The organism is Gynurincola endophyticus, assembly GCF_003991195.1.
Classification (GTDB): Bacteria; Bacteroidota; Bacteroidia; order Chitinophagales; family Chitinophagaceae; genus Gynurincola; species Gynurincola endophyticus.
In genome coordinates this window covers 154,864-174,844 of record NZ_RCWL01000002.1, presented here as the reverse complement: position 1 = coordinate 174,844, position 19,981 = coordinate 154,864, and the positions used below count along the sequence as shown (strand labels likewise).

General features: G+C 38.5%; 13 protein-coding genes. 6 read left to right on the top strand and 7 right to left on the bottom strand.

The window, feature by feature from the left end; all coding sequences use genetic code 11:
* Window positions 1-100: 100 nt before the first annotated feature.
* A complete protein-coding gene (locus D9O48_RS04690; RefSeq protein WP_126971139.1) occupies window positions 101-586 on the bottom strand; it encodes a hypothetical protein in 486 nt (161 codons plus the stop codon).
* 104 nt (window positions 587-690) lie between these two features.
* Between D9O48_RS04690 and rimO the strand changes: the two genes are divergently transcribed.
* On the top strand, window positions 691-2,001 hold the full coding sequence (rimO, locus tag D9O48_RS04685) for a 30S ribosomal protein S12 methylthiotransferase RimO (RefSeq protein ID WP_126971137.1): 1,311 nt from the start codon (window positions 691-693) through the stop codon (window positions 1,999-2,001).
* Between the two features lie 108 nt (window positions 2,002-2,109).
* Window positions 2,110-4,632 (top strand): zinc-dependent metalloprotease, encoded by a 2,523-nt coding sequence (locus tag D9O48_RS04680; RefSeq protein ID WP_126971135.1) that lies wholly within the window; start codon window positions 2,110-2,112, stop codon window positions 4,630-4,632.
* 307 nt (window positions 4,633-4,939) lie between these two features.
* Here the strand turns inward: D9O48_RS04680 and ychF are convergent, their stop codons facing one another.
* Window positions 4,940-6,037 (bottom strand): redox-regulated ATPase YchF, encoded by a 1,098-nt coding sequence (ychF, locus tag D9O48_RS04675; RefSeq protein ID WP_126971133.1) that lies wholly within the window; start codon window positions 6,035-6,037, stop codon window positions 4,940-4,942.
* 134 nt (window positions 6,038-6,171) lie between these two features.
* On the opposite strand from ychF, the gene D9O48_RS04670 reads away from it, so the two are divergent.
* Window positions 6,172-7,413, top strand: a complete 1,242-nt coding sequence (locus D9O48_RS04670; protein WP_126971131.1) for a nucleoside recognition domain-containing protein — start codon at window positions 6,172-6,174, stop codon at window positions 7,411-7,413.
* Window positions 7,414-7,473: 60 nt separating this feature from the next.
* Here D9O48_RS04670 and D9O48_RS04665 read toward each other — a convergent pair whose 3' ends face one another.
* The 4 genes from D9O48_RS04665 to D9O48_RS04650 all read right to left on the bottom strand — a co-directional run bounded on the left by D9O48_RS04665 (window position 7,474) and on the right by D9O48_RS04650 (window position 12,304).
* Window positions 7,474-8,223, bottom strand: a complete 750-nt coding sequence (locus D9O48_RS04665) for a DeoR/GlpR family DNA-binding transcription regulator (RefSeq protein ID WP_126971129.1) — start codon at window positions 8,221-8,223, stop codon at window positions 7,474-7,476.
* A gap of 117 nt (window positions 8,224-8,340) precedes the next feature.
* Entirely contained in the window at window positions 8,341-10,077 is a 1,737-nt protein-coding gene (locus tag D9O48_RS04660) for an OstA-like protein (protein WP_126971127.1), read from the bottom strand.
* Window positions 10,055-11,038 carry an MlaD family protein gene (locus tag D9O48_RS04655; protein WP_126971125.1) on the bottom strand — a complete coding sequence of 328 codons (984 nt, stop codon included), beginning with the start codon at window positions 11,036-11,038 and terminating at the stop codon, window positions 10,055-10,057. Before D9O48_RS04655 ends, D9O48_RS04660 begins: the two co-directional genes overlap by 23 nt.
* Window positions 11,039-11,227: 189 nt before the next feature.
* The gene (locus tag D9O48_RS04650) at window positions 11,228-12,304 is read right to left on the bottom strand and encodes an N-acetylmuramoyl-L-alanine amidase family protein (protein ID WP_126971123.1); all 1,077 of its coding nucleotides are present in this window, start codon (window positions 12,302-12,304) and stop codon (window positions 11,228-11,230) included.
* Between the two features lie 716 nt (window positions 12,305-13,020).
* Between D9O48_RS04650 and D9O48_RS04645 the strand changes: the two genes are divergently transcribed.
* Together D9O48_RS04645 and D9O48_RS04640 are read left to right on the top strand one after the other, a co-directional pair.
* Complete coding sequence (locus D9O48_RS04645; protein WP_199750497.1) at window positions 13,021-13,869, top strand: helix-turn-helix domain-containing protein; 849 nt, start codon at window positions 13,021-13,023, stop codon at window positions 13,867-13,869.
* Window positions 13,870-13,935: 66 nt separating this feature from the next.
* Window positions 13,936-15,621 carry an alpha/beta hydrolase-fold protein gene (locus D9O48_RS04640; RefSeq protein ID WP_126971121.1) on the top strand — a complete coding sequence of 562 codons (1,686 nt, stop codon included), beginning with the start codon at window positions 13,936-13,938 and terminating at the stop codon, window positions 15,619-15,621.
* A 60-nt stretch (window positions 15,622-15,681) separates the two neighbouring features.
* On the opposite strand, the gene D9O48_RS04635 is transcribed toward D9O48_RS04640, so the two are convergent.
* Entirely contained in the window at window positions 15,682-16,587 is a 906-nt protein-coding gene (locus D9O48_RS04635) for an N-acetylmuramoyl-L-alanine amidase family protein (protein WP_126971119.1), read from the bottom strand.
* Between the two features lie 681 nt (window positions 16,588-17,268).
* Between D9O48_RS04635 and D9O48_RS04630 the strand changes: the two genes are divergently transcribed.
* Window positions 17,269-19,872, top strand: coding sequence for a putative LPS assembly protein LptD (locus D9O48_RS04630; protein ID WP_126971117.1), 2,604 nt, complete (start codon window positions 17,269-17,271; stop codon window positions 19,870-19,872).
* The last annotated feature ends 109 nt before the right edge of the window (window positions 19,873-19,981 follow it).

Sequence of the window (19,981 nt, the reverse complement as noted above, 5' to 3'; positions counted from 1 at the left end):
GAACTACAGCTGAGTGCACGGGCATTAAAAAAAGCTGATTCTTTAAAAGAATCAGCTTGTAAATTGTAAATAATAAATATGATTAACTGGCTAACGGGTGTTAAAATGCAAAGCGAATACCTAATCCACCCCAACCGGATTCCCAGTAATTATAACCGATAAAACTAACAGACGGCTGCCAGTCTAAACTGATATTAATTGGAGCACCTTTGATTTTATAGTCTAAACCTAAAACTCCGTCCACTCCAATATTAACACCTTTCTTACGTCCCGGATATGACCTTCTCCACTCGTCGTTCCAGAAACCGATATGCGCACCGCCACCAATATACCATCTCAGACCTTCAACATTGTCAAAATTGCCATGGTATTCATATAACCCGGTTACACGGATGCCATCGCCCCAGATATACAGTAAACCTTCTAATGCAGCATCCGATTTGATAAAATGCTTCACAGAAATGGCTGTGGGGTAGAACTTAAAACCGACAGCTGTTTGATAATCACTGCCTAATGCCTGAGCTGTGGCCGTTTGGCTGCCTATAAAAAGCGATCCGACTAATAAAAATGCAAGAATTTTCTTCATAAGTCATTCTTTATGTATCCAAATAAAGTTATAGCTAAATTAATGCTTATTAGCAATCATAATGCCATTCTACTGATGGAAATGTTTAACTTTGCAGGATATTTATGAAAACGAGATCACGAAAACAGGATAAAGTGAACATTATCACCCTAGGTTGCAGTAAAAACCTGGTGGATAGTGAAGTATTAAGTGGACAACTGAAAGCAAATGAAATTGATGTTGTGCACGAAAATGAAAAGTTAGACCATAACATTGTGGTAGTTAATACCTGTGGGTTTATTGATAAGGCAAAAGAAGAGTCGATTAATACTATTTTAGACCAGGTAGACCTGAAACGTCGCGGTAAACTGGATAAAGTTTACGTAACGGGGTGTTTGAGTGAAAGGTATAGAAATAACCTGGAAGATGAAATTCCTGAAGTAGACGCATTTTTCGGAACAATGGAATTACCATTGATTTTGAAAAAATTCGGTATTGATTATAAAGCCGAGCTGATCGGAGAACGTTTACTGTCTACTCCGCAGCACTATGCCTATATGAAAATTTCAGAAGGCTGTAACCGTACCTGTTCTTTCTGTGCCATTCCTTTAATGCGTGGCGCACATACTTCCAGAAGTATTGAGGAGTTGGTGACTGAAGCTAAAAGATTGGTGAGCATGGGAGTGAAGGAGGTAATGTTAATTGCGCAGGAGCTGACTTATTACGGATTAGATATCTATAAAAAAAGAATGCTTCCCGAGCTGCTGAACCGTTTGGCAGATATTGAGGGTTTGCACTGGATCCGCTTACACTACGCTTATCCTTCGAAATTTCCTTTAGAAATATTAGATGTGATGAAAGAGCGCCCGAATATTTGTAACTACCTCGATATGCCGTTGCAGCATGCCAGCGATAATATGTTAAAGGCTATGCGCCGGCAGATTACAAAAGCTGAAATGGACGACCTGATTTATCAGATCAGAGACAGAGTGCCGGGTATTTGCTTAAGAACGACCCTGATTGCCGGCTTCCCGGGTGAAACACTGGATGATATCCAGGTGATGCAGGATTTTCTGACACAACACAGATTCGAAAGAGTTGGCATCTTTACCTACTCTCATGAAGAAGGTACCTCCGCACATGATCTGACAGATGATATTCCTGCAGAAGAAAAGGAGAGAAGAGCACAGGAAGTAATGGAGGTACAACAAGAAATTTCGTACGAAAAAAATCAGTTACTGATAGGTAAAACATTCAAAACTATCATTGATAAAAAAGAAGCCGGCAGATATATCGGCCGTACTGAGTTTGATAGTGTGGAAGTAGATAATGAAGTAATTATTAACGCTGATACTCCGTTAACCATTGGCGAGTTCGCAAATGTAAAAATTACCAAAGCATACGATTATGATTTGGAAGGAGAAGTAGTTAAATAGTATCAAGATAAATAGACCTGCTCTTTTTGTTAGCTAACTGTTATAAACACATTATTTTTTGTAAAACATTCAGGAATTATCTGTACGTTCGGGGAAATTAATTTGTTTATGAAAAGTTATAAGAGTAGGTTTATTGTACTTACCTGTGCAATATCCTTATTTGCGTATGGGTGTGTGTTTAAGAAGAAGCCCCAGAAAACTACTCCTGCTCCGGCTACTACAGCCACAACAACCCCTCCAGCCGCTGCTCCGGCAAAACCAGCCGATAAAAAGTACAGCGATGTTATTACCAAAGATAAAGTCACTTACAAAGGTTTTATCGACTTGCATAAAGTTGGAGACAAGTTCTATTTCGAAATTCCGGATTCAATCTTTAACAGAGATCTTTTAATGGTTGGCCGTTTTTCTGCTACCGGTTCGAACATGAAAGACAGAGGTGAATTTTTTGGATTCGCCGGTGATGAAATGGGGTCAGACCTGCTGCAATTTGAGATTCAACCGGGTAACAAGGTTTTCTTAAAAAGAATGGTAAGCGCTAACCTGATTACCGATTCTACCGATAACCTTACTGCCAGTGTGAAAAGGTCTAACATGGATATCTTTTTAAATGTGTTTCCTATCGCTGTAAAGAAAAGCGATACGAATAACGTGGTAATTGATATCACCGACTGGATTACTAAAGATGAGGCATTTGCAGGATTAAATGAAATGCTGAAAAAAACCATCGGTTTAGGTGCTCCTAAAAGCGACCTGACCATCGTACGTTCTGCAAAAGCATATCCAATCAATATTGAATTTGATGTGTTAAGAACCTATTCTTTTTCAGGAATGAGAGCAGCTCAGACTGCAACCTTTGGTACTAATACTTCCATCGTATTATTACCGAAAACTCCTATGAAAGCAAGAAAATTCGATGAGCGCGTAGGTATTTTCGCTACTCCGAAAATTGATTTTCAGGCATACAAAGACAAACGTATCAATATTGAATATGCTGACCGTTTCAGACTGGAGCCAAAACCTGAAGATGTTCAGAAATATTTAAGAGGAGAACTGGTAGAACCTCAAAAACCAATTGTGTTCTACATCGACAGAGCTACTCCTAAAGAATTAATTCCTTACTTTATTAAAGGTGTTGATGCATGGAACATTGCTTTTGAAAAAGCCGGTTTTAAAAATGCAATCAAGGGAATCTTAGCACCGACTCCACAGGAAGATTCAACCTTCAGCTTATATGATGCGCGTCACAGTGCAATCGTTTATCACCCTTCCAGCACTGAGAACGCAATGGGGCCTCACGTAGTGGATCCAAGAAGCGGTGAAGTAATTGAATCACATATTATCTGGTACCACCACATGTCAAATATCCTGAAACAATGGATTTACATGCAGGTAGCTCCCAACTTCCCTGAATTATATACTTTAAATGTGCCTGAGAAATTAATCGGCAGAATGGTTGAGTATGTAATTACGCACGAAGTAGGACACACTTTAGGTTTACACCATAACTTCATCGCTAATAACTCAACGCCGGTGGATAGCCTTAGAAGTAAAACCTACATCGCTAAATATGGTATCAATAGTAGTTTGATGGACTATTCAAGATTAAATTATGTAGCGCAGAAAGAAGATAATTTACCGATTGAAATGTACTTCCCTACGATCGGAGATTATGATATTTGGGCAATTGAATGGAACTATCGCTGGACGCCTGACACTTATGAAAAAGATGTTCTTGCGTTTGATGATTTAACCACTGAGCGTTTAAAAAATCCCAGATTAAGATGGGCTGCTTATAAACCCGTTCCGGATCCGAGAACGCAAACAGAAGATATCGGTGACGATCCGTTAAAAGCTTCTGTATATGGTATCAACAAAATCAAAGCTTTGATTCCTACAGTACCTAACTGGGCGTTTGATAATGTATCTAAGTACGACGATATGATGGGCATTTACGACATGAGTAAAGCTTATTATGGTATGTTCTTAAATCATGTTGCTGCATGGGTTGGTGGATATTATTACGAAGATATTCATCCGAAAAGCGGTAAAATTGAAATGAAAAAACCTGTTGAAGTAGCTAAACAAAAAGCTGCTATCGACTGGATGAAAAAATATGTGTTAGAAAAACCAACCTGGTTCTATAACAAACAATATGGTCAGATCACCGGTGTTACTGAAAGAAACTTTTTCTCATCTTTTGCAAGTGCCAGAGCTATGAACCTCTTAAGTGGAAGATTGTTACAAGGATTATTTGATCAGCAACAAGACCGTAGCCAGCCTTCAGTTGGTTTAGGTAATTACCTGAATACATTCACTACTGAAATCTTCACCAGAAGCAGAATGAATGACGAGTATTACCGTCAGATGCAGATCGCTTATGTAAATGGTTTGATCAACGCATATTCTACTAAAAGAGCTAACCTCGCCAAAACATTTAATGTAACGGTTAGCAGTGAGAATGTTGACTTCAGTTCAATTGTTGCAGCCCAACTGAGTAAAATCAGAACGAACTTACAAGCTGTTTCAGGCGACGAAATCATTAACGGACATAAGAATTATTTAATAAAACTTATTACCGACGGATTAAACTTCAAAGCTGAACCTGTATTGATTCTGAATACTCCTCAGTAATTAATGAGTCTTTTTATAAAGAAAAAGGTGTATCTGTTACAGATACACCTTTTTTATCTTAATTAAATTAAAGCGGATAAGTTGTAGTATAGATTAAATGTAATTCAGCACAGGTTTACCGGATAATTACCATTTCTCTTATGTTTGGCAAAAGGAAAAAGCGCTTTGTAACTGAACACATCAAACGATATTAACTTCAAGAGCTGCATAGCCGTTTTCAACGCTCAACTTTCAATTGCCTTCATTCTCTTCATGTTTAAATTTTAATCAACAGGTTGAATGAGGCAAAGTGCAGCGGTAAAATACATTATACATTAAATCTGAAGTGCATGATATCACCATCTTTCACTATATACTCTTTACCCTCGATTCTTAACTTACCTGCATCGCGACAAGCAGCTTCGGAACCCAGGCTAACGAAATCTTCATAAGCGATTACTTCAGCTTTAATAAAGCCCTTTTCAAAATCCGTGTGAATCACACTCGCCGCTTGCGGTGCTTTCCAGCCGTCCTGGATAGTCCATGCACGAACTTCCTGTACACCTGCAGTAAAGTACGTAGACAGGTTTAATAATTTATAGGTAGATTGAATTAATCTGTTTAATGCAGGTTCGGTCATTTTATACTCTTCCATGAACATTGCTTTATCCTGCGGGTCTTCCATTTCAGAAATTTGCGCTTCGATGCTGTTGTTCATAATAATGACTGTTGCATTTTCATTTGTCACGGCAGCTTTCAACGTGTCAGAAAACTTATTACCTGTATGCATTGACGGTTCGTCAACATTGGCTACATATAATACCGGCTTAATCGTCAGTAAAAACAAATCGGCAACTGCTGATAATTCATCTTTTGCAAGACCCAGCTCACGCATATTTTTCCCCTGCTCCAGATGGGCTTTACAACGTAACAAAACCTCTTGTTCTGCTTTATATTTCGGATCCTGACGAGCCATTTTCTCTATTCTTGAGATTTTTTTCTCTACAGACTCCAGGTCTTTTAGCTGTAATTCAGTATCAATAATTTCTTTATCGCCGATAGGGTTGATGGCACCTTCATCGCGAAGAATATTTTCATCTTCAAAACAACGGATTACCTGAATGATAGCATCCACTTCACGGATATTGGCAAGGAATTTATTTCCTAAACCTTCCCCTTTGCTGGCTCCTCTTACTAATCCGGCGATATCTACGATTTCAATCTGGGTAGGTACTGTTCTGTTCGGCTGTACCAGTTCTTCCAATTTGTTTAATCTCGCATCCGGTACATCTACTAAACCAACATTCGGTTCAATGGTACAGAAACGATAATTGCTCGCCTGAGCTTTAGCACTATTACTAACTGCATTAAACAAAGTTGATTTTCCGACATTCGGCAACCCAACAATTCCTGCTTTAAGTGACATGTAGAATGATAATTATTTGATTGAATCTCTATTTTCCGCGCAAAGATACACCCAATTTCAGATTTTACTGCCCAATTTGTTACAATTGATTGAGTTTTCGAGTAATTTCATTTCTTCTATCTAAATCGAGGAAAATGGTTTTAAATTATTTGTGGATTGCCTTTTTTTTATTGTCTTTTATTGTTGCAACAGTTCGTCTTTTAATGGGTGATACGTTGATTTTCAAGGAGATGATGGATGGTGTTTTTAACTCAGCCAAAACAAGTGTTGACATTTCTATCGGTTTGATAGGAATCATGAGTTTGTTTCTGGGTTTTATGAATATCGGTGAAAAGGCCGGTGCTGTCAATTTATTATCGCGAATTGTTGGTCCGTTATTCAGTAAACTCTTCCCTGAGTTGCCGAAAAACCACCCGGCATTCGGAACAATGATGATGAGTTTTTCGGCTAACATGCTCGGTTTAGACAATGCTGCCACGCCATTTAGCCTGAAAGCAATGAAAAGCCTGCAGGAGTTAAATCCTTCATCGCATACTGCTACTAATGCACAAATTATGTTCATGGTACTGAATGCGTCAGGATTAACCATTATTCCTGTTAGCATCATTGCCCAACGCTCCATCTTAAAGTCGAATAACCCCACCGAAGTTTTCATTCCTCTACTTATAGCAACTTTCATATCTACTATGGTAGCTATGGCGGTTACTGCCTTCTGGCAAAAGTTTACCCGTAAACAATGGGGGGCTATTATCGCTTTCGGGTTAGGAGGAGCTATACTGGTAACAGGATTAGGTTATTTATTAAGATATGTGTTAAGTCCTGATTCTGCCACCGGCTTTTCAAACGTAGTGAGTAACGGCATTATCATGCTCATCTTTGTATTGTTTATACTGGGTGGTATGGTAAAAAAGGTGAATATATTCAACACCTTTATTGAAGGAGCCAAGCAGGGATTAATGGTGTGTATCCGCATTATTCCTTACCTCGTAGCCATGCTCGTAGCCATCAGTTTATTAAGAACCAGCGGCGTTTTTGAATTTATTATATCCAGCATCAGCTGGTCAGTAGCGGCCATGGGAATGGATACGCAGTGGGTACCGGCACTACCGACAGCTTTAATGAAACCATTAAGCGGAAGCGGTGCCAGAGGGATGATGATTGATGCAATGACACAGTATGGGCCTGACTCATTTGTAGGAAGACTGGCCTGTGTATTTCAGGGAACTACAGAAACTACTTTTTATATCGTAGCGGTGTATTTCGGTTCTGTAAATATCAGAAATACCCGGCATGCTATACCGGCTGCACTGATTGCCGATCTTGCGGGTATAATTGCAGCTATTCTGATCGTTTATAACTGGCCATGGAGCAGTTAAAAAGTTAAGAGTTAAGAATTAAGAGTTATGAATTTTTAATTCATAACTCTTAATTCTTAATTATAATACGGTGATTCCTGCGTCGATAAATGGTTTTAATTTAGGGTCGGTAGAAGGCAGTTCTGTGATTAAAACATCAATATCCTGAATCGGACTAATATGAATCGGTTGTAATGTATTAAGCTTTTCTGCAATGGTTAAGCAAACTACTTTTTGTGAAGATTCGATCATCGCTTTTTTTAATTGTACTACATCCCAGTCGCTATCGGTAATACCGTCTTTCACATCAATAGCATTAATACCAAGAAAGCAAAGATCCGCCCGGATTTTTCTTACCTGGCTGATAGCTTCTCCACCTACAGTTATTTTTGAATTTTTAGCCACCTTATCTCCCAAAACAATCACATCAATGGTAGGATGCTGTATATATTCGAGTACCGCAGGAATACTGCCGGAGATGAACGTCGCCTTTAACTGGGGGGGTAATGCCTTCGCCATTTCAATAATAGTAGTACCGCCGGTAGTGATTACAAACATTCCGTCGCGGATTAATGAAGCTGCTTTTTGTGCAACAATCCTTTTATTATCTTGCGAGTAAACGTCTGTTACCGGATAAGATACCTGGTTAAAGGAGTGAGACAGTGCGCCGCCATGTACTTTTATCAATTTCCCTTCTTCTGCCAGTTCCTGAAGATCTCTTCGGATAGTATCTTCAGAAACATTCATTTCCTGACTTAAACCAGAGCTCAATACTTTATTATGTAAATTGACCTGATGTAAAATATAGGCCTGACGTTCTTTTTTTAACATTGCACCATGCTTTGCTTAAAAATACTGTTATTTCCTGCAATAAAAAGCAGATTATCGAAAAATAAAAACAAAAAAGGCAAATATGCCTCGTAAAGTGCAGGTATTTGCCTTAGTAATTTATAAATCAACAGTTACTTCTTTAGCTACTTCTTCTTTTTTCTTTTCTGCTTCCGGCACGATAAACCGGACTTTCGGAAGAATATCATATTTGCTTTTCGGACGATCTGCCTCCCGCCATTTAAAATCGGGGAGCTGTTTATCCGAATCGCCTGCTTGCTGTATCGGAACCATTTTTCCATTTGGTGCATCGATAGCAGCTACCTGGTTCAATTCTTTATTAATAAAACGAAGTTCTATAATTGAGCCTTCCAGTTTATTGACACCGATGAGTGCGCTGTCGTTATCAGGAATATAATAGATCGATTCAGCCGACCCTCGTGAACGTATAAGATTGATATTGCCTTCGAGGAAAAAGGCGTTGATACGTCTTCCTTTCAGCTGATTGTACAATTCATTACCATATTTATTAATCGCAAATGCATTTTCAAATACCATGATTTCGTCTGGTTGCTGATTTTTAGTGAATACATACATGGTATCGCCAGACATCTGATTTTCCGGATTCCAGGCCACCGGATCGATATACAAGCGGAGAACGGAGTCTATATTACTATAATAAATACTGTCAGCTACAGCCTGCAGTGAGTCACTATACACTTTTACATTGCGGTAACCGATAAAATATCTGTCGGCACTGTCTTTACCTGGTTCTAATACAGGCAAAGGATACATGGCTTCTACACCTGCGCTATCCAGCCCTAAACTGGTATCTGTATAGGCAGCAGTACGAAGCTGCATAATGAGGTCAGTAACTTTACCAGATTTAAACTGATCTGCCCTGAGGTATAAAGAATCATTTTCCTGTTTAATGATCAGGTAAGGATCTTTCTCTGCAAAGAGGTTATTGTTTTTTGAGTTAACTTCTATATAGTTTCCTCCCAAAACCTGTCCTTGTGCAGAGTCGGCAAAAATGGCATTGCCCCATAATTTACTCAATCCGGTTGAGTCATCTGTAATGATATCATCGGCCGTGGCCATTGTTCTTTTAACAGGATCGGTAATGACCGGGTTCTTTCCGAATTTAGCTTTTCGGTTTTTTACATCATAATAGCCGTCATTCGTAACGATTTGCTTTTGTGTAGAATCGATAATCGTGGTGCGGGTAACGAAAGTGGCAATTTCGGTTTCCGTATTATACAGCAGTGAATCGGTATTCAACTTATACTGCGGATCTACCAACTTTACCTCTTTTTTAAAGAAAACATCTTTAAGGTCTCCGTAATAAGTACCTTCTACACTGGTTAATACCGATTGTTTATTAATTACTTTACCTCCCTTAAAATAATCACCTACATTTTCGCCAACATTGTAATTAAAGTTTTCGGTGAGCAATTCGATTTTACCGTCTGTGAGTTTTACCTTTTTGCGGAGTTCTGCTAAACGGGTGCTACTGTAATATTTGAGGTATTGGGAATATATATTTATACTGTCTGCCTCATTGATATGTACATTACCAAAAGCTTCCAGTATTCTGGTTTTTTGATTTAAAACAGCACTGTCACACTTAAAAATAGTGGTTTCGTGTTGTAATATCACATTTCCCACCATTATAAAGTATTCAACTGAGTCGTTGACTTTTTGATTTCGGGTAAGATCGGAATTAATCCATTGTATCACTTTAACCGAAGTATCAGCTGGTGAAGGGGGAGGTGTTACCTGTGCATATAAAGAAACAGTGCTGCCTAATATTAAGCAGCACGTTAAAATCAATTTATTGAGCTTTTGTTGAATCATAAACTGGTGCTGTTATGGGTCCCGTTTTATCTTTCCTGCCAAATACACTTACGTTAACATATCTTTTCGGGTGTAAACGGAAATCATCTAACAAAGTATTTAAGCTTCTGTTCGTTTGTCTGATCTCTTCATATAGTTTTTTATCATGAATTAATGCACCCAGAGAACCTTCAGAGCTGTTCATTTTAGCAACTACACCATCTAATTGTTTGAGGGTAGATTGTAATTGAATAACTATCTGGTCAACAGGAGCGGCGGCAAACTTATCAGAAGTAGTGGCAAAGTTAGTGATCATTCGATCAAAATCAGCCTGTTTATTGCTAAAACCTGCTGTTAAAGTTTCTATGTTGGTTAAACTTTTTTGCAGGCTGCCATTGGTGGCTAAAAGATTTTTGAGTGAGCTGCTGGTAGCACCGAGGTTGGCTACAATTGCCTGTAAATTATGCTGGGTGTTAGGGTCAAGAATTGCTCCCAGTTTTTGCATTACCGAATCTACAGACTGCAAAGTCAGGTTGAGGCTGGCTAAGGCCGGATCGAGCGAACCCTGTATTTTGTCGAGCATTCCTTTGTAAGGCTTGCTGGCTAAAACTGCACCGGATTGTATATAATTAGTGCTTTGACCCAGTTCAATACCTAAAGAACTTCCCCCTAATAAAGCACTGTTCATGAAAACTTGTGAGTCATCAGGAATATTCAGATCTCTGTCCAGAAAAATTCCTACTACAATAGCAGACAGGTTTTTATCTTTTTCTTTGAGACTAATGACCTTACCCACGGGTAAACCGTTAATGGATACGGGGCTGGAAGTGGACAAACCGTCTATATTCTGGAATTCTGTATAGATAGTAAATTTAGAGCCCGGACTTAAACTTTTACCTTTCAGGAAATTGAAGCCTAATATTAGAACAGCGATGGCTACTGCGGTTAAAGCTCCTATTTTCGTTTCGTTTGAAATCTTCATTTTTCTGAATTTATTGCTGGTTTCTTTTCCAATCTATCTACTCAAATTATCATACCACCATCAAAAATAGGCAAATCAAGGTTACCTCGTATCAATCAAGCTTACGAATTTTCTAAAACTATATGTTAATTCCTTGAAAATAAGTGGGTTCTAATAGCCTTGTAAATATCCGGAAATTTTCGTATCTTATTATTTAAGGCCTTCCTTTACCTGAGTACTATCGGGTAGCTCCTCAATAATATCCAGAGAATCCATAATAATTTTAGTAGTGGTATCTTTTACCGGTGCCCATACTTTAATCTTTTCATAGCTTTTACCTTCTGTAAGGGTGCGGTATTGTTTTACTGCGTTTACCACAGAGTTGGCAATGGCTTCCTGACCTATTTTGCTGTTCAGATAGTCTTCTTCTGCTTTGCTGGAAATAAAACCTGTTTCTACCAAAACGCTGGGCATTGCGGTGGCTTGTAACACCCAGATACCTTTTTCATTCCTTTGTTTAACACCTCTGCTGAACCTGCCGCCATCTACAAATTCTTTTTCTACCAGTTCTGCCAGTAATAAACTTTTATCAAAGTATTTTTTGGTCCATAAAAGCGATTTAACCTTAAATTCGGGATCATCCAGATCAGGAACTGAATCGAATGAAGGAATTTTATCCGCCAGTCTTTCTGCTACATATTCCGATTTTGCCTGGGTACGGTCTGCGGCCCAGATAAAGGTTTCTGTACCGTTAGACGGGTTAGGAGAGTAAGTGACGTTATATTTAGGAACTTTACGGGTTCTTTTTTTTCTGTTTTTTCCTTTACCGGTATAATAAGTTTGAGTACGATAGCCGATAAACTTAGAGTGTTTGAGTTTCGGCGCCGCATTTACGTGAATCGAGATAAAGAGGTCGCCATTGTTTTTATTAGCAAAATCTGCCCGCTCTTTAATCGCCGGATAAGTATCACTTTTACGGGTATATAGAATTTTAGCATCCGGAAATGCTTTTTCCAGTTTTTGCCCCACAAGTAAGGCAATGGTTAAGCTGATATCTTTCTCGGTAGAATAAGCGCCCCTGGCGCCTACGTCTGAACCGCCATGTCCGGCATCAACGATAATGGTTTTAAGTGTTTGTGCCGGCAGGTTCAGAATGCCGGTAAACAAAAAAGTTATAAGGGTGATAGATGGAATATATTTTCTAAACATCGATTCAGGTTTCTTATTATTTTCAGAATAACGGATCATTCTGCAATCCATTGTTTCAAAAAGGTGTCTTTTTTTCACCAAACGTAAATTTACAGCGGTTTTTTGTTAAACCGATTGGTTTTTATTGAATTTGGGAGGGGAGAGGGCACATTTAACAAACTATATGCTATAATCACTTTTAAAGGGTGATTTCTTGTTTGTTATAGGGATGTTTATTGATGTGTGCCTGAATGAATAAAGGGAAGGTTCCGATTATTTTACTACCTTTTTTTTATAAAAAAATCAACCAAAAGCATTCTTTACTTTATTCGTCATGATTCAAGGATAATTCCCCGTCCAGTCTTCATTTTTCAATAAAAAATATTGGCAGATCATCTGAACCTGGGTACAAATCCGTATATATTCCTGTAGCATGTTACAGGTTTAGAATCAACTTTATAGTTGATAGATTCATCAGGCGTTTTTACGTTCGGCGAATCACACTGGGGTTTATCGTGATGGCTCGTTAAATACCGCTTTGAGGGAGCGAAGTGAGTCGGCGGGATACAAATCTACAGTATAAAGGGTTACGGTAAAATAACACTATGAAGGCGGTGTTGGGAGTATAGTGTTATATAAATATTAAAAGTGATCTGATTCAAAAATAAAATATACGATTTATGATTAAATTGGATGTTTCCTGAGAAAATGGATTGCATCCAAGGGAAAAAACATGCGTGTCAGTTATTAAGTAAATAATTGAGGAAATGCAGCTTTCCGGAAAAATGTAACATTTTTATTTTAATTGCGTCTTTATGCAAAGATGGTCTTCTTTTCATAAAACCCCTGTTGCAATGGAAACATTTATAACATTTAAATCAAACGACCCGTTGATATCCCGGTATGTACACTATTACTATCTGGATCTCAAACCCAATAATATTGTTACGGAGTTCGAGTGTTTCCCTCATTATAATAATACTTTATCACTGTACCGGTCGCACCATTATACGCCGGATGGAGAAATTGTTTACCAGGAGAATGGTACACCCTGCCAGATCTTTACCCCGGTACGCGAAAAAGTATTAACAGTTAAACAAACCGGAAAGGTGCACCGAATTGTAATTGTTTTTCATGCAATGGGAATACAGCAGTTTTATAGAGAACCGGATTTTGGAGTGCTCAACAACAGTTACAATTTTTTCTCTACTGATGAACTGACAGATTTATTTGATGGTAATGATACCGACACACTTACCCATCAACTCGATACCTTTCTCAAAAGCAGATATATTGCTTATGAAAACCCCTTGCCTGAAAAAGCAATCAGTGAAATATTCAGCAATTATGAAGATTTTTCAGTTGAATTACTGGCGGAAAAATTATCCGTTAGCAGAAGACATCTTAATAGAGTATTCAAAAAGAATATCGGTGTTTCTGTAAAAAAGTTTCATGAGATAGTTGTATTTCGAAAAACGATGGAACGCAAGCTGTTTATCCGTCCAGAAGAAAGCTTTACCAGTCTTGCTTATCAGTTTAACTTCAGCGATCAGGCGCATTTGAATAAAACCTTTGACAATTTTACAAAAAAATCACCCACGACTTTCTTTAAGAAAGGTATTTTACTGGGTTCGCAGGACACTTTCTGGCACCGTATCCGGTAAAATACATGTCCCAATTTTACAATTTTCTCTTTAGGTGAAAGAATAATTTTGTTGCTAAAAGTGAAAATGAAAAAATATAAGATACTTGCTTTGTCATTGTTGATGACTGTTAGTTTGTTTTCTCAGGAGAATTACAAACTACTTTCCAGAAAGGCACTCGAAACAATGTGGGCGGCGAAAGATAGTTCTGGTTATGTACAAGCGCTATCAATGTACGAAGATGCTTTTAAAAAGTTTCCTGATGAAGTGGACGGTACCGGTCTATACAAAGCTTCAGTACTGGCGGGAGAGTTAAAATATTATGATAAAGCGTTCTATTACTTATACCTGTTGAAAGATATTGATCCTGAAAAAAATGGCGGCTTCCCCGGTTGGCGTGTGATTACCGGAAACTATTCAGCGTCTGAGTATAGAAACCTCCTGAAAGATTCCAGATGGGAGCGTTTAAAAATGGAGGCGCTGGCTATGAAAGCTGCATTTTTTAAACAGTTAGCTGCAGCAGAAGAGGAGTTTTTTCAGGTAAGTGCAACAGCAATTGACACTACAGTAGATGGAAAACAATTGTACATACAACTTAAAAATCAACAGCAGTACCTGCCTAAACAGCAGCAGAATTATTCCATTTCCTTTCAGATTAATGACTCTACCAAAACATCTTACTTTGTACATCTGCCGGCAAATTACAATCCTGAAAAGAAATATCCTTTACTCGTATTCCTGCACGGTGCTGTTAGAAGCAATGCATTGATTGATTTTCAGACTGCTCAGATGAATCTCTTTGACTGGAATAGATATTATACCAAATATGCAGCTCAATACGAAGTGATCCTGGTGTTTCCGAAAGGCAGCCGCCAGTATAACTGGATGGTTCCTGATGACGGGTTTTTCATGGTGCCCGACATGGTAAAACAAATCAGAAAATCAATCAATGTAGATGGAAATAAAGTATTTGTTTCCGGACATTCAAATGGTGCTACCGGCTCTTTCTCTTACCTGATGAAACAACCTACAGCTTTTGCCGGTTTTTATGGATTCAATACTTATCCGAAAGTATTTACCGGAGGAACATTTGTTGAGAATATTAAGAATCGTTCTTTTATTAATTTCTCTACCGATGAAGATTATTATTATCCGCCCAATGCCAATGATGATTTTACAAAACTGATGCAATCTTTGAAGGCCGATTATAAAGAATATCGCTATAATGGATTTCCACATTGGTTTCCTCAGTTCGATGAATCGGAGCCGGCTTATGAAATTCTTTTTAAAGAGATACAATCCCGTAAGAGAAACCCGACACCTAACGATGTTTCATGGGAGTTTGACGACGAAAAGTATGGCAATATTGACTGGCTGAGTAATATCCGGTTAGATACGGCAGCTCCTAAAGCCAACTGGCACCAGACAAAGAATTTTACGATTGATACCTGGTTATCTTATAATAAAGAAGATAGCCTGGTGGCTGATAAGGTAAACAGACAGGCATTTGACTTTCCCCGGCAATCCGGAAAAATTATAGCCGGCTATAAGAATAATACATTTACTGTTAAAACCTCATGTATCGATGCTTTTGAAATTAATATTTCACCTGAAATGGTTGATATGAATAAGAAAGTAAAAGTTTATTTGAACGGAAAACTGATTTATGATAAAAAAATCGATTATGACAAAGCTTTTATGCTGCAGCAAATGCAGATGAGTGCAGACAGGGAGCAGCTATGGGTTAATAAAATTGTTTGTGATACTAAATAATAAAAGGGAATGCGTCATCTTTCATCAGATGGGGCATTCCCTTTATAAATAATATTCCGATTATTTAACGAGATCAAAATATCTTTTCAGAGAGGTGACGATTACATCTACCGATTCAGCCTGACCTTTTGCACTCATCAGGTATTCTTCTTCTTTCGTATTTGACAAAAATCCTAACTCTATCAGTACACTTGGCATTCCGGTAGCCTGTAACACCCAGATACCTTCTTCATTACGTTGTTTTACACCACGGCTAACCCTGCCTATTTTCACAAATTCTTCTTCTACCAGAGTGGCAAACTGTAAGCTTTTGGCAAAGTATTTTTTCTCATACAACTGTGCACGAATGAGTGCTTCAGGAGAAGTAAGATCTAAGCCCAGATTTTCATTTTCATGATAGGCCTCTTCCTGCGTTCTGGAAATTTGTTCGGATTTGGCACCGCTTCTGTCTGCTGCCCAGATAAAGGTTTCTGTTCCGATTACTTTATTTTCTACCCACACGTTTTTATAAATAGGCTCTCTTTGTTTTACTTTCTGCACTTTTCCTTTTACTTTTTTCTCTACCCATTTGTCTTTGTAACCGGTAATTTGTCTTTTATTCCATCCGCCGGGCTTTAATCCGGTGGCATTGCAGTGGATTGAAATAAATAGGTCGCCTTTATTTTTATTGGCAAACTCTGCACGGTAATACAAGGCGTCTTTCTTATTAGTAGTGTTCCCCGGAAAGATATCCGTAGTACGCGTCATAATGATTTTATAAGTCGGAAATTGTTTTTTCAGCGCCTCCGCTAACTTCATAGAAACCTGAAGCGCCACCGCAGACTCTTTAATTTTTTGCCCCATTGTTCCTCCGTCAGCACCTCCGTGCCCGGGATCAATGATGATCGTTTTCTGATCGGTATTCTGCGCAAATAAACTGGTAAAGTGTAATGTCAATGAAAATAAAAAAAGAAAACTATATTTCATGCTTTAGAGCTTTTTCCGTTCTTCAAGGATTAATTAACAAAGTTAGTTAAAACTTGCGAAGGATTGTTTAAATCTGTTTAAGTAGAGTTTTATTTATAGGCTGTGGAAGATTTAAACAGTATTTTGCTTTTATTTATTTGATTATCAATTAATAATGAAATTGTTGTTAGTGGCCTTGCAGCTTCTGCCTATTTGATTCAACTCTTTATTCCACCTTCGGCCATTTCTTTTTAAAACAACTCACACGAAAATTAATCATTTTTATCTAGCTGACATAACGTTGAAAGATACAGCTTAAAAAATAACAAAATAACAACAGTTATCAGGGGATGTTTGTCGTTTAACGCAGCTAAAAGGCTTTTTATTTTATAGCAGGTTACCCATGTGTTTGCTGACCGGTGTGGGTATTAAAAGAGGAGAGGAAAATGAGGTGTTTGTTACTTTAAGACTAAAAACTTAGAAATAAACACCTGTTTTTCAAGCAGTGCATTGCCATGTTTTCGTTAAATCTTTTGTAATACTAGTTATTTCATGCACTTCAGTCAACTAAAATTTTAATTTCTCTATTTATTTATTCATTAATAGTTATTTTTGCCCATCGTGCTTAGATCATGTTTTATGGTTGGAAAAATGTATAGGTTTAACTGCAATACCGGAGGTCGAAATAAATCATTAGTCCTATTGTTATCATTTCTGATACTAGGCAGTCTTTCTGTATTGGCCCAATCTACTTCGAATGATACGATTCCTCCTGTAAAAACAGACTCCTTACAAATTGAAAAGGTCGACACGATTCCCCTGAATGACTCTACCAAACTGGTTCAAAAACGTTTTTCTTACAAAATTTCCAAAGATTCTTTAGATGCGCCTATCAACTACGGTTCGAAAGATTCGTTGGTGATGAATATTCCCGATAAGGTGATTATTTTGTATTCGGATGCGAAAATTCAGTACAGAGACATGAATTTGACGGCCGATAGTATGAATATGAATCAGCAAACAAAGCTGATTACCGCTATGTACAGACGCGACACTGCAGGGAAAATGATCGGTAAGCCTAAGATGACACAGGATGGAACGGATATGGAAGCGTTAGAAATCGTGTATAATTTTGAAACGCAACGCGGCATCACTAAGAATACTGTTACACAACAAGGAGAAATGTTCGTGCAAGGTGAGCGGATCAAAAAAATCTCCATGGAGGAGTATTTTGCCTACCGCGCACAAATCACTACCTGTAACCTGGATACACCTCACTTTGCCTTCAGGGCACATAAAATGAAACTGATCAATAAAAAAATGGCAGTTTCCGGTCCGATTCACCCCGAATTTGAAGGGGTACCTATTCCTATTTACCTTCCTTTCGGTATTTTTCCAATGGCCCAGGGCCGCCGGTCTGGATTATTACCACCACAGTTTACTGCCAGTGAACAATTCGGTTTGGGTTTAGAAGGATTGGGGTATTATAAAGTATTTAATGATTACTTAGACGTTACTTTACGGTCAAATATCTATACTTATGGAGGTTGGATGATGAATCTGATGCCTACCTACAGGGTGCGTTATCGATACAACGGATCTATGAACCTGTCTATGCAGAATTCAAGAATTCTGAGTAATGCCGGCGACCGCGAATTCGATAATACCCGTACGTTTAATATTACCTGGACGCATGCTGTGGATAGCAGAGCTCGTCCGGGAACCAACTTCTCGGCTAACGTTAATGCCGGTTCTACCCGCTACAACAGGTTAATCACCAATAATGCGATGAGAAACTATCAGAACCAGATGAACTCATCTATCACTTATTCTAAAACCTGGGACCGTTTCAACTTTACCGCCAGTGCAAACCACAACCAGAATAATAATACCCAGTTAATCACTATGACGCTTCCTAATATGGCGTTAACCATGAGTACTCTGTATCCTTTCCAAAAGAAGGAAGCCGTAGGAAAAAGCGGATGGTATGAAAAACTAGGTATTGGTTACAACTCTACTTTTTCGAATCGTGTTTCTGCTTACGAAAAAGATTTTAACGTCAAACACCTGCTGGATACCATGCAGTGGGGAGCTTCACATAATGTACCGATTCAGTTGGCCTTGCCACAATTGGGGCCCTTACAAATTACCCCTGGTATCTCGTATCGCGAAAACTGGTATTCGCAGCGAATGTTCAGATCATGGAATTACGGTACCCAAACAATGGATACCTCTATTAATAAAGGTTTTTATCGCTCGAGCGATATGGCTTTCAGTGTCAGCATGAGTACGGCAATGTTCGGAAAATTCGAACGTTTCGGAAAAAACAGCAATATCAAAGCGATCCGACACGTAATCAGGCCACAGGTTTCTTTGAACTACAATCCGGCATTGGCGAGTAAAGACTACTATACCGTTATGATCGATAGCGGAAGACGTGCGCAGCAAACCTCTTACTACACAGGTGGAATTTCGTCGGTTTTCAGTGGTGAGAAGTTCGGTGGTATGAGTTTTGGTATCGACAATAATATTGAAGCAAAGTTCCGGGCAAAAGATTCAACTTCTAAAGACAGGGTTGTTCGGTTAATTGATGGATTTGGTATCAACGGTAGTTATAACTTCTTATTAGACTCTTTCCAGTTGTCGACTTTCAATTTATACGTAAGAACAAATCTGTTTGAAAAGATCAATATTACTGCACGTGCAAACCTTGATCCGTATCAGGTGGATGAACGTGGCTTCCGTGTGAACAAATTTGCATGGGAAGGAAGGAAGTTTACCCCCGGAAGAATTACCGACGGATCATTAACCATCTCCAGTAGCTTCAGAAGTAAAGCCGCAGAAGGAAAGGATGCAGACCCAATCAATGAAAACTATGATAACCTGAGTCCATATACTCCTGATGAAGAAATGGCCCAGCTGGCATACATGCAACAAAACCCTGCAGAGTTTGCAGACTTCAATATTCCCTGGAGTCTGAACTTTTCCTTTACTTACAACTTCAGAAGAGTTTTTGAAGAAGATCAGGGGCGTTTTTATACCAATAACACCGCGAGTCTGAATATGAACGGTGACTTTAATATCACTCCGAAATGGAAGTTGGGGATGAATACTTTCTATGATGTAAAGACTTCGTCTGTTCAGATGTTAACCATGTATCTATCCAGAGAACTTCACTGCTGGCAGTTATCCATTAACGTAACACCGGTTGGTATTGTAAGAACATTCAATATCACCATTCACCCGAAATCTGGTTTATTGAGAGATTTGCGTATCAACAGAACAAGATACTTCTACGGAATGTAATTAGAGAAAAGTAAGAATGGAGAATTAACAATTAATAGTTAAGGGTGATGTAAAATCATTCTCCAACGAAGCATTATAATTCAGTACAAATCTGCTGGATAACGCAATA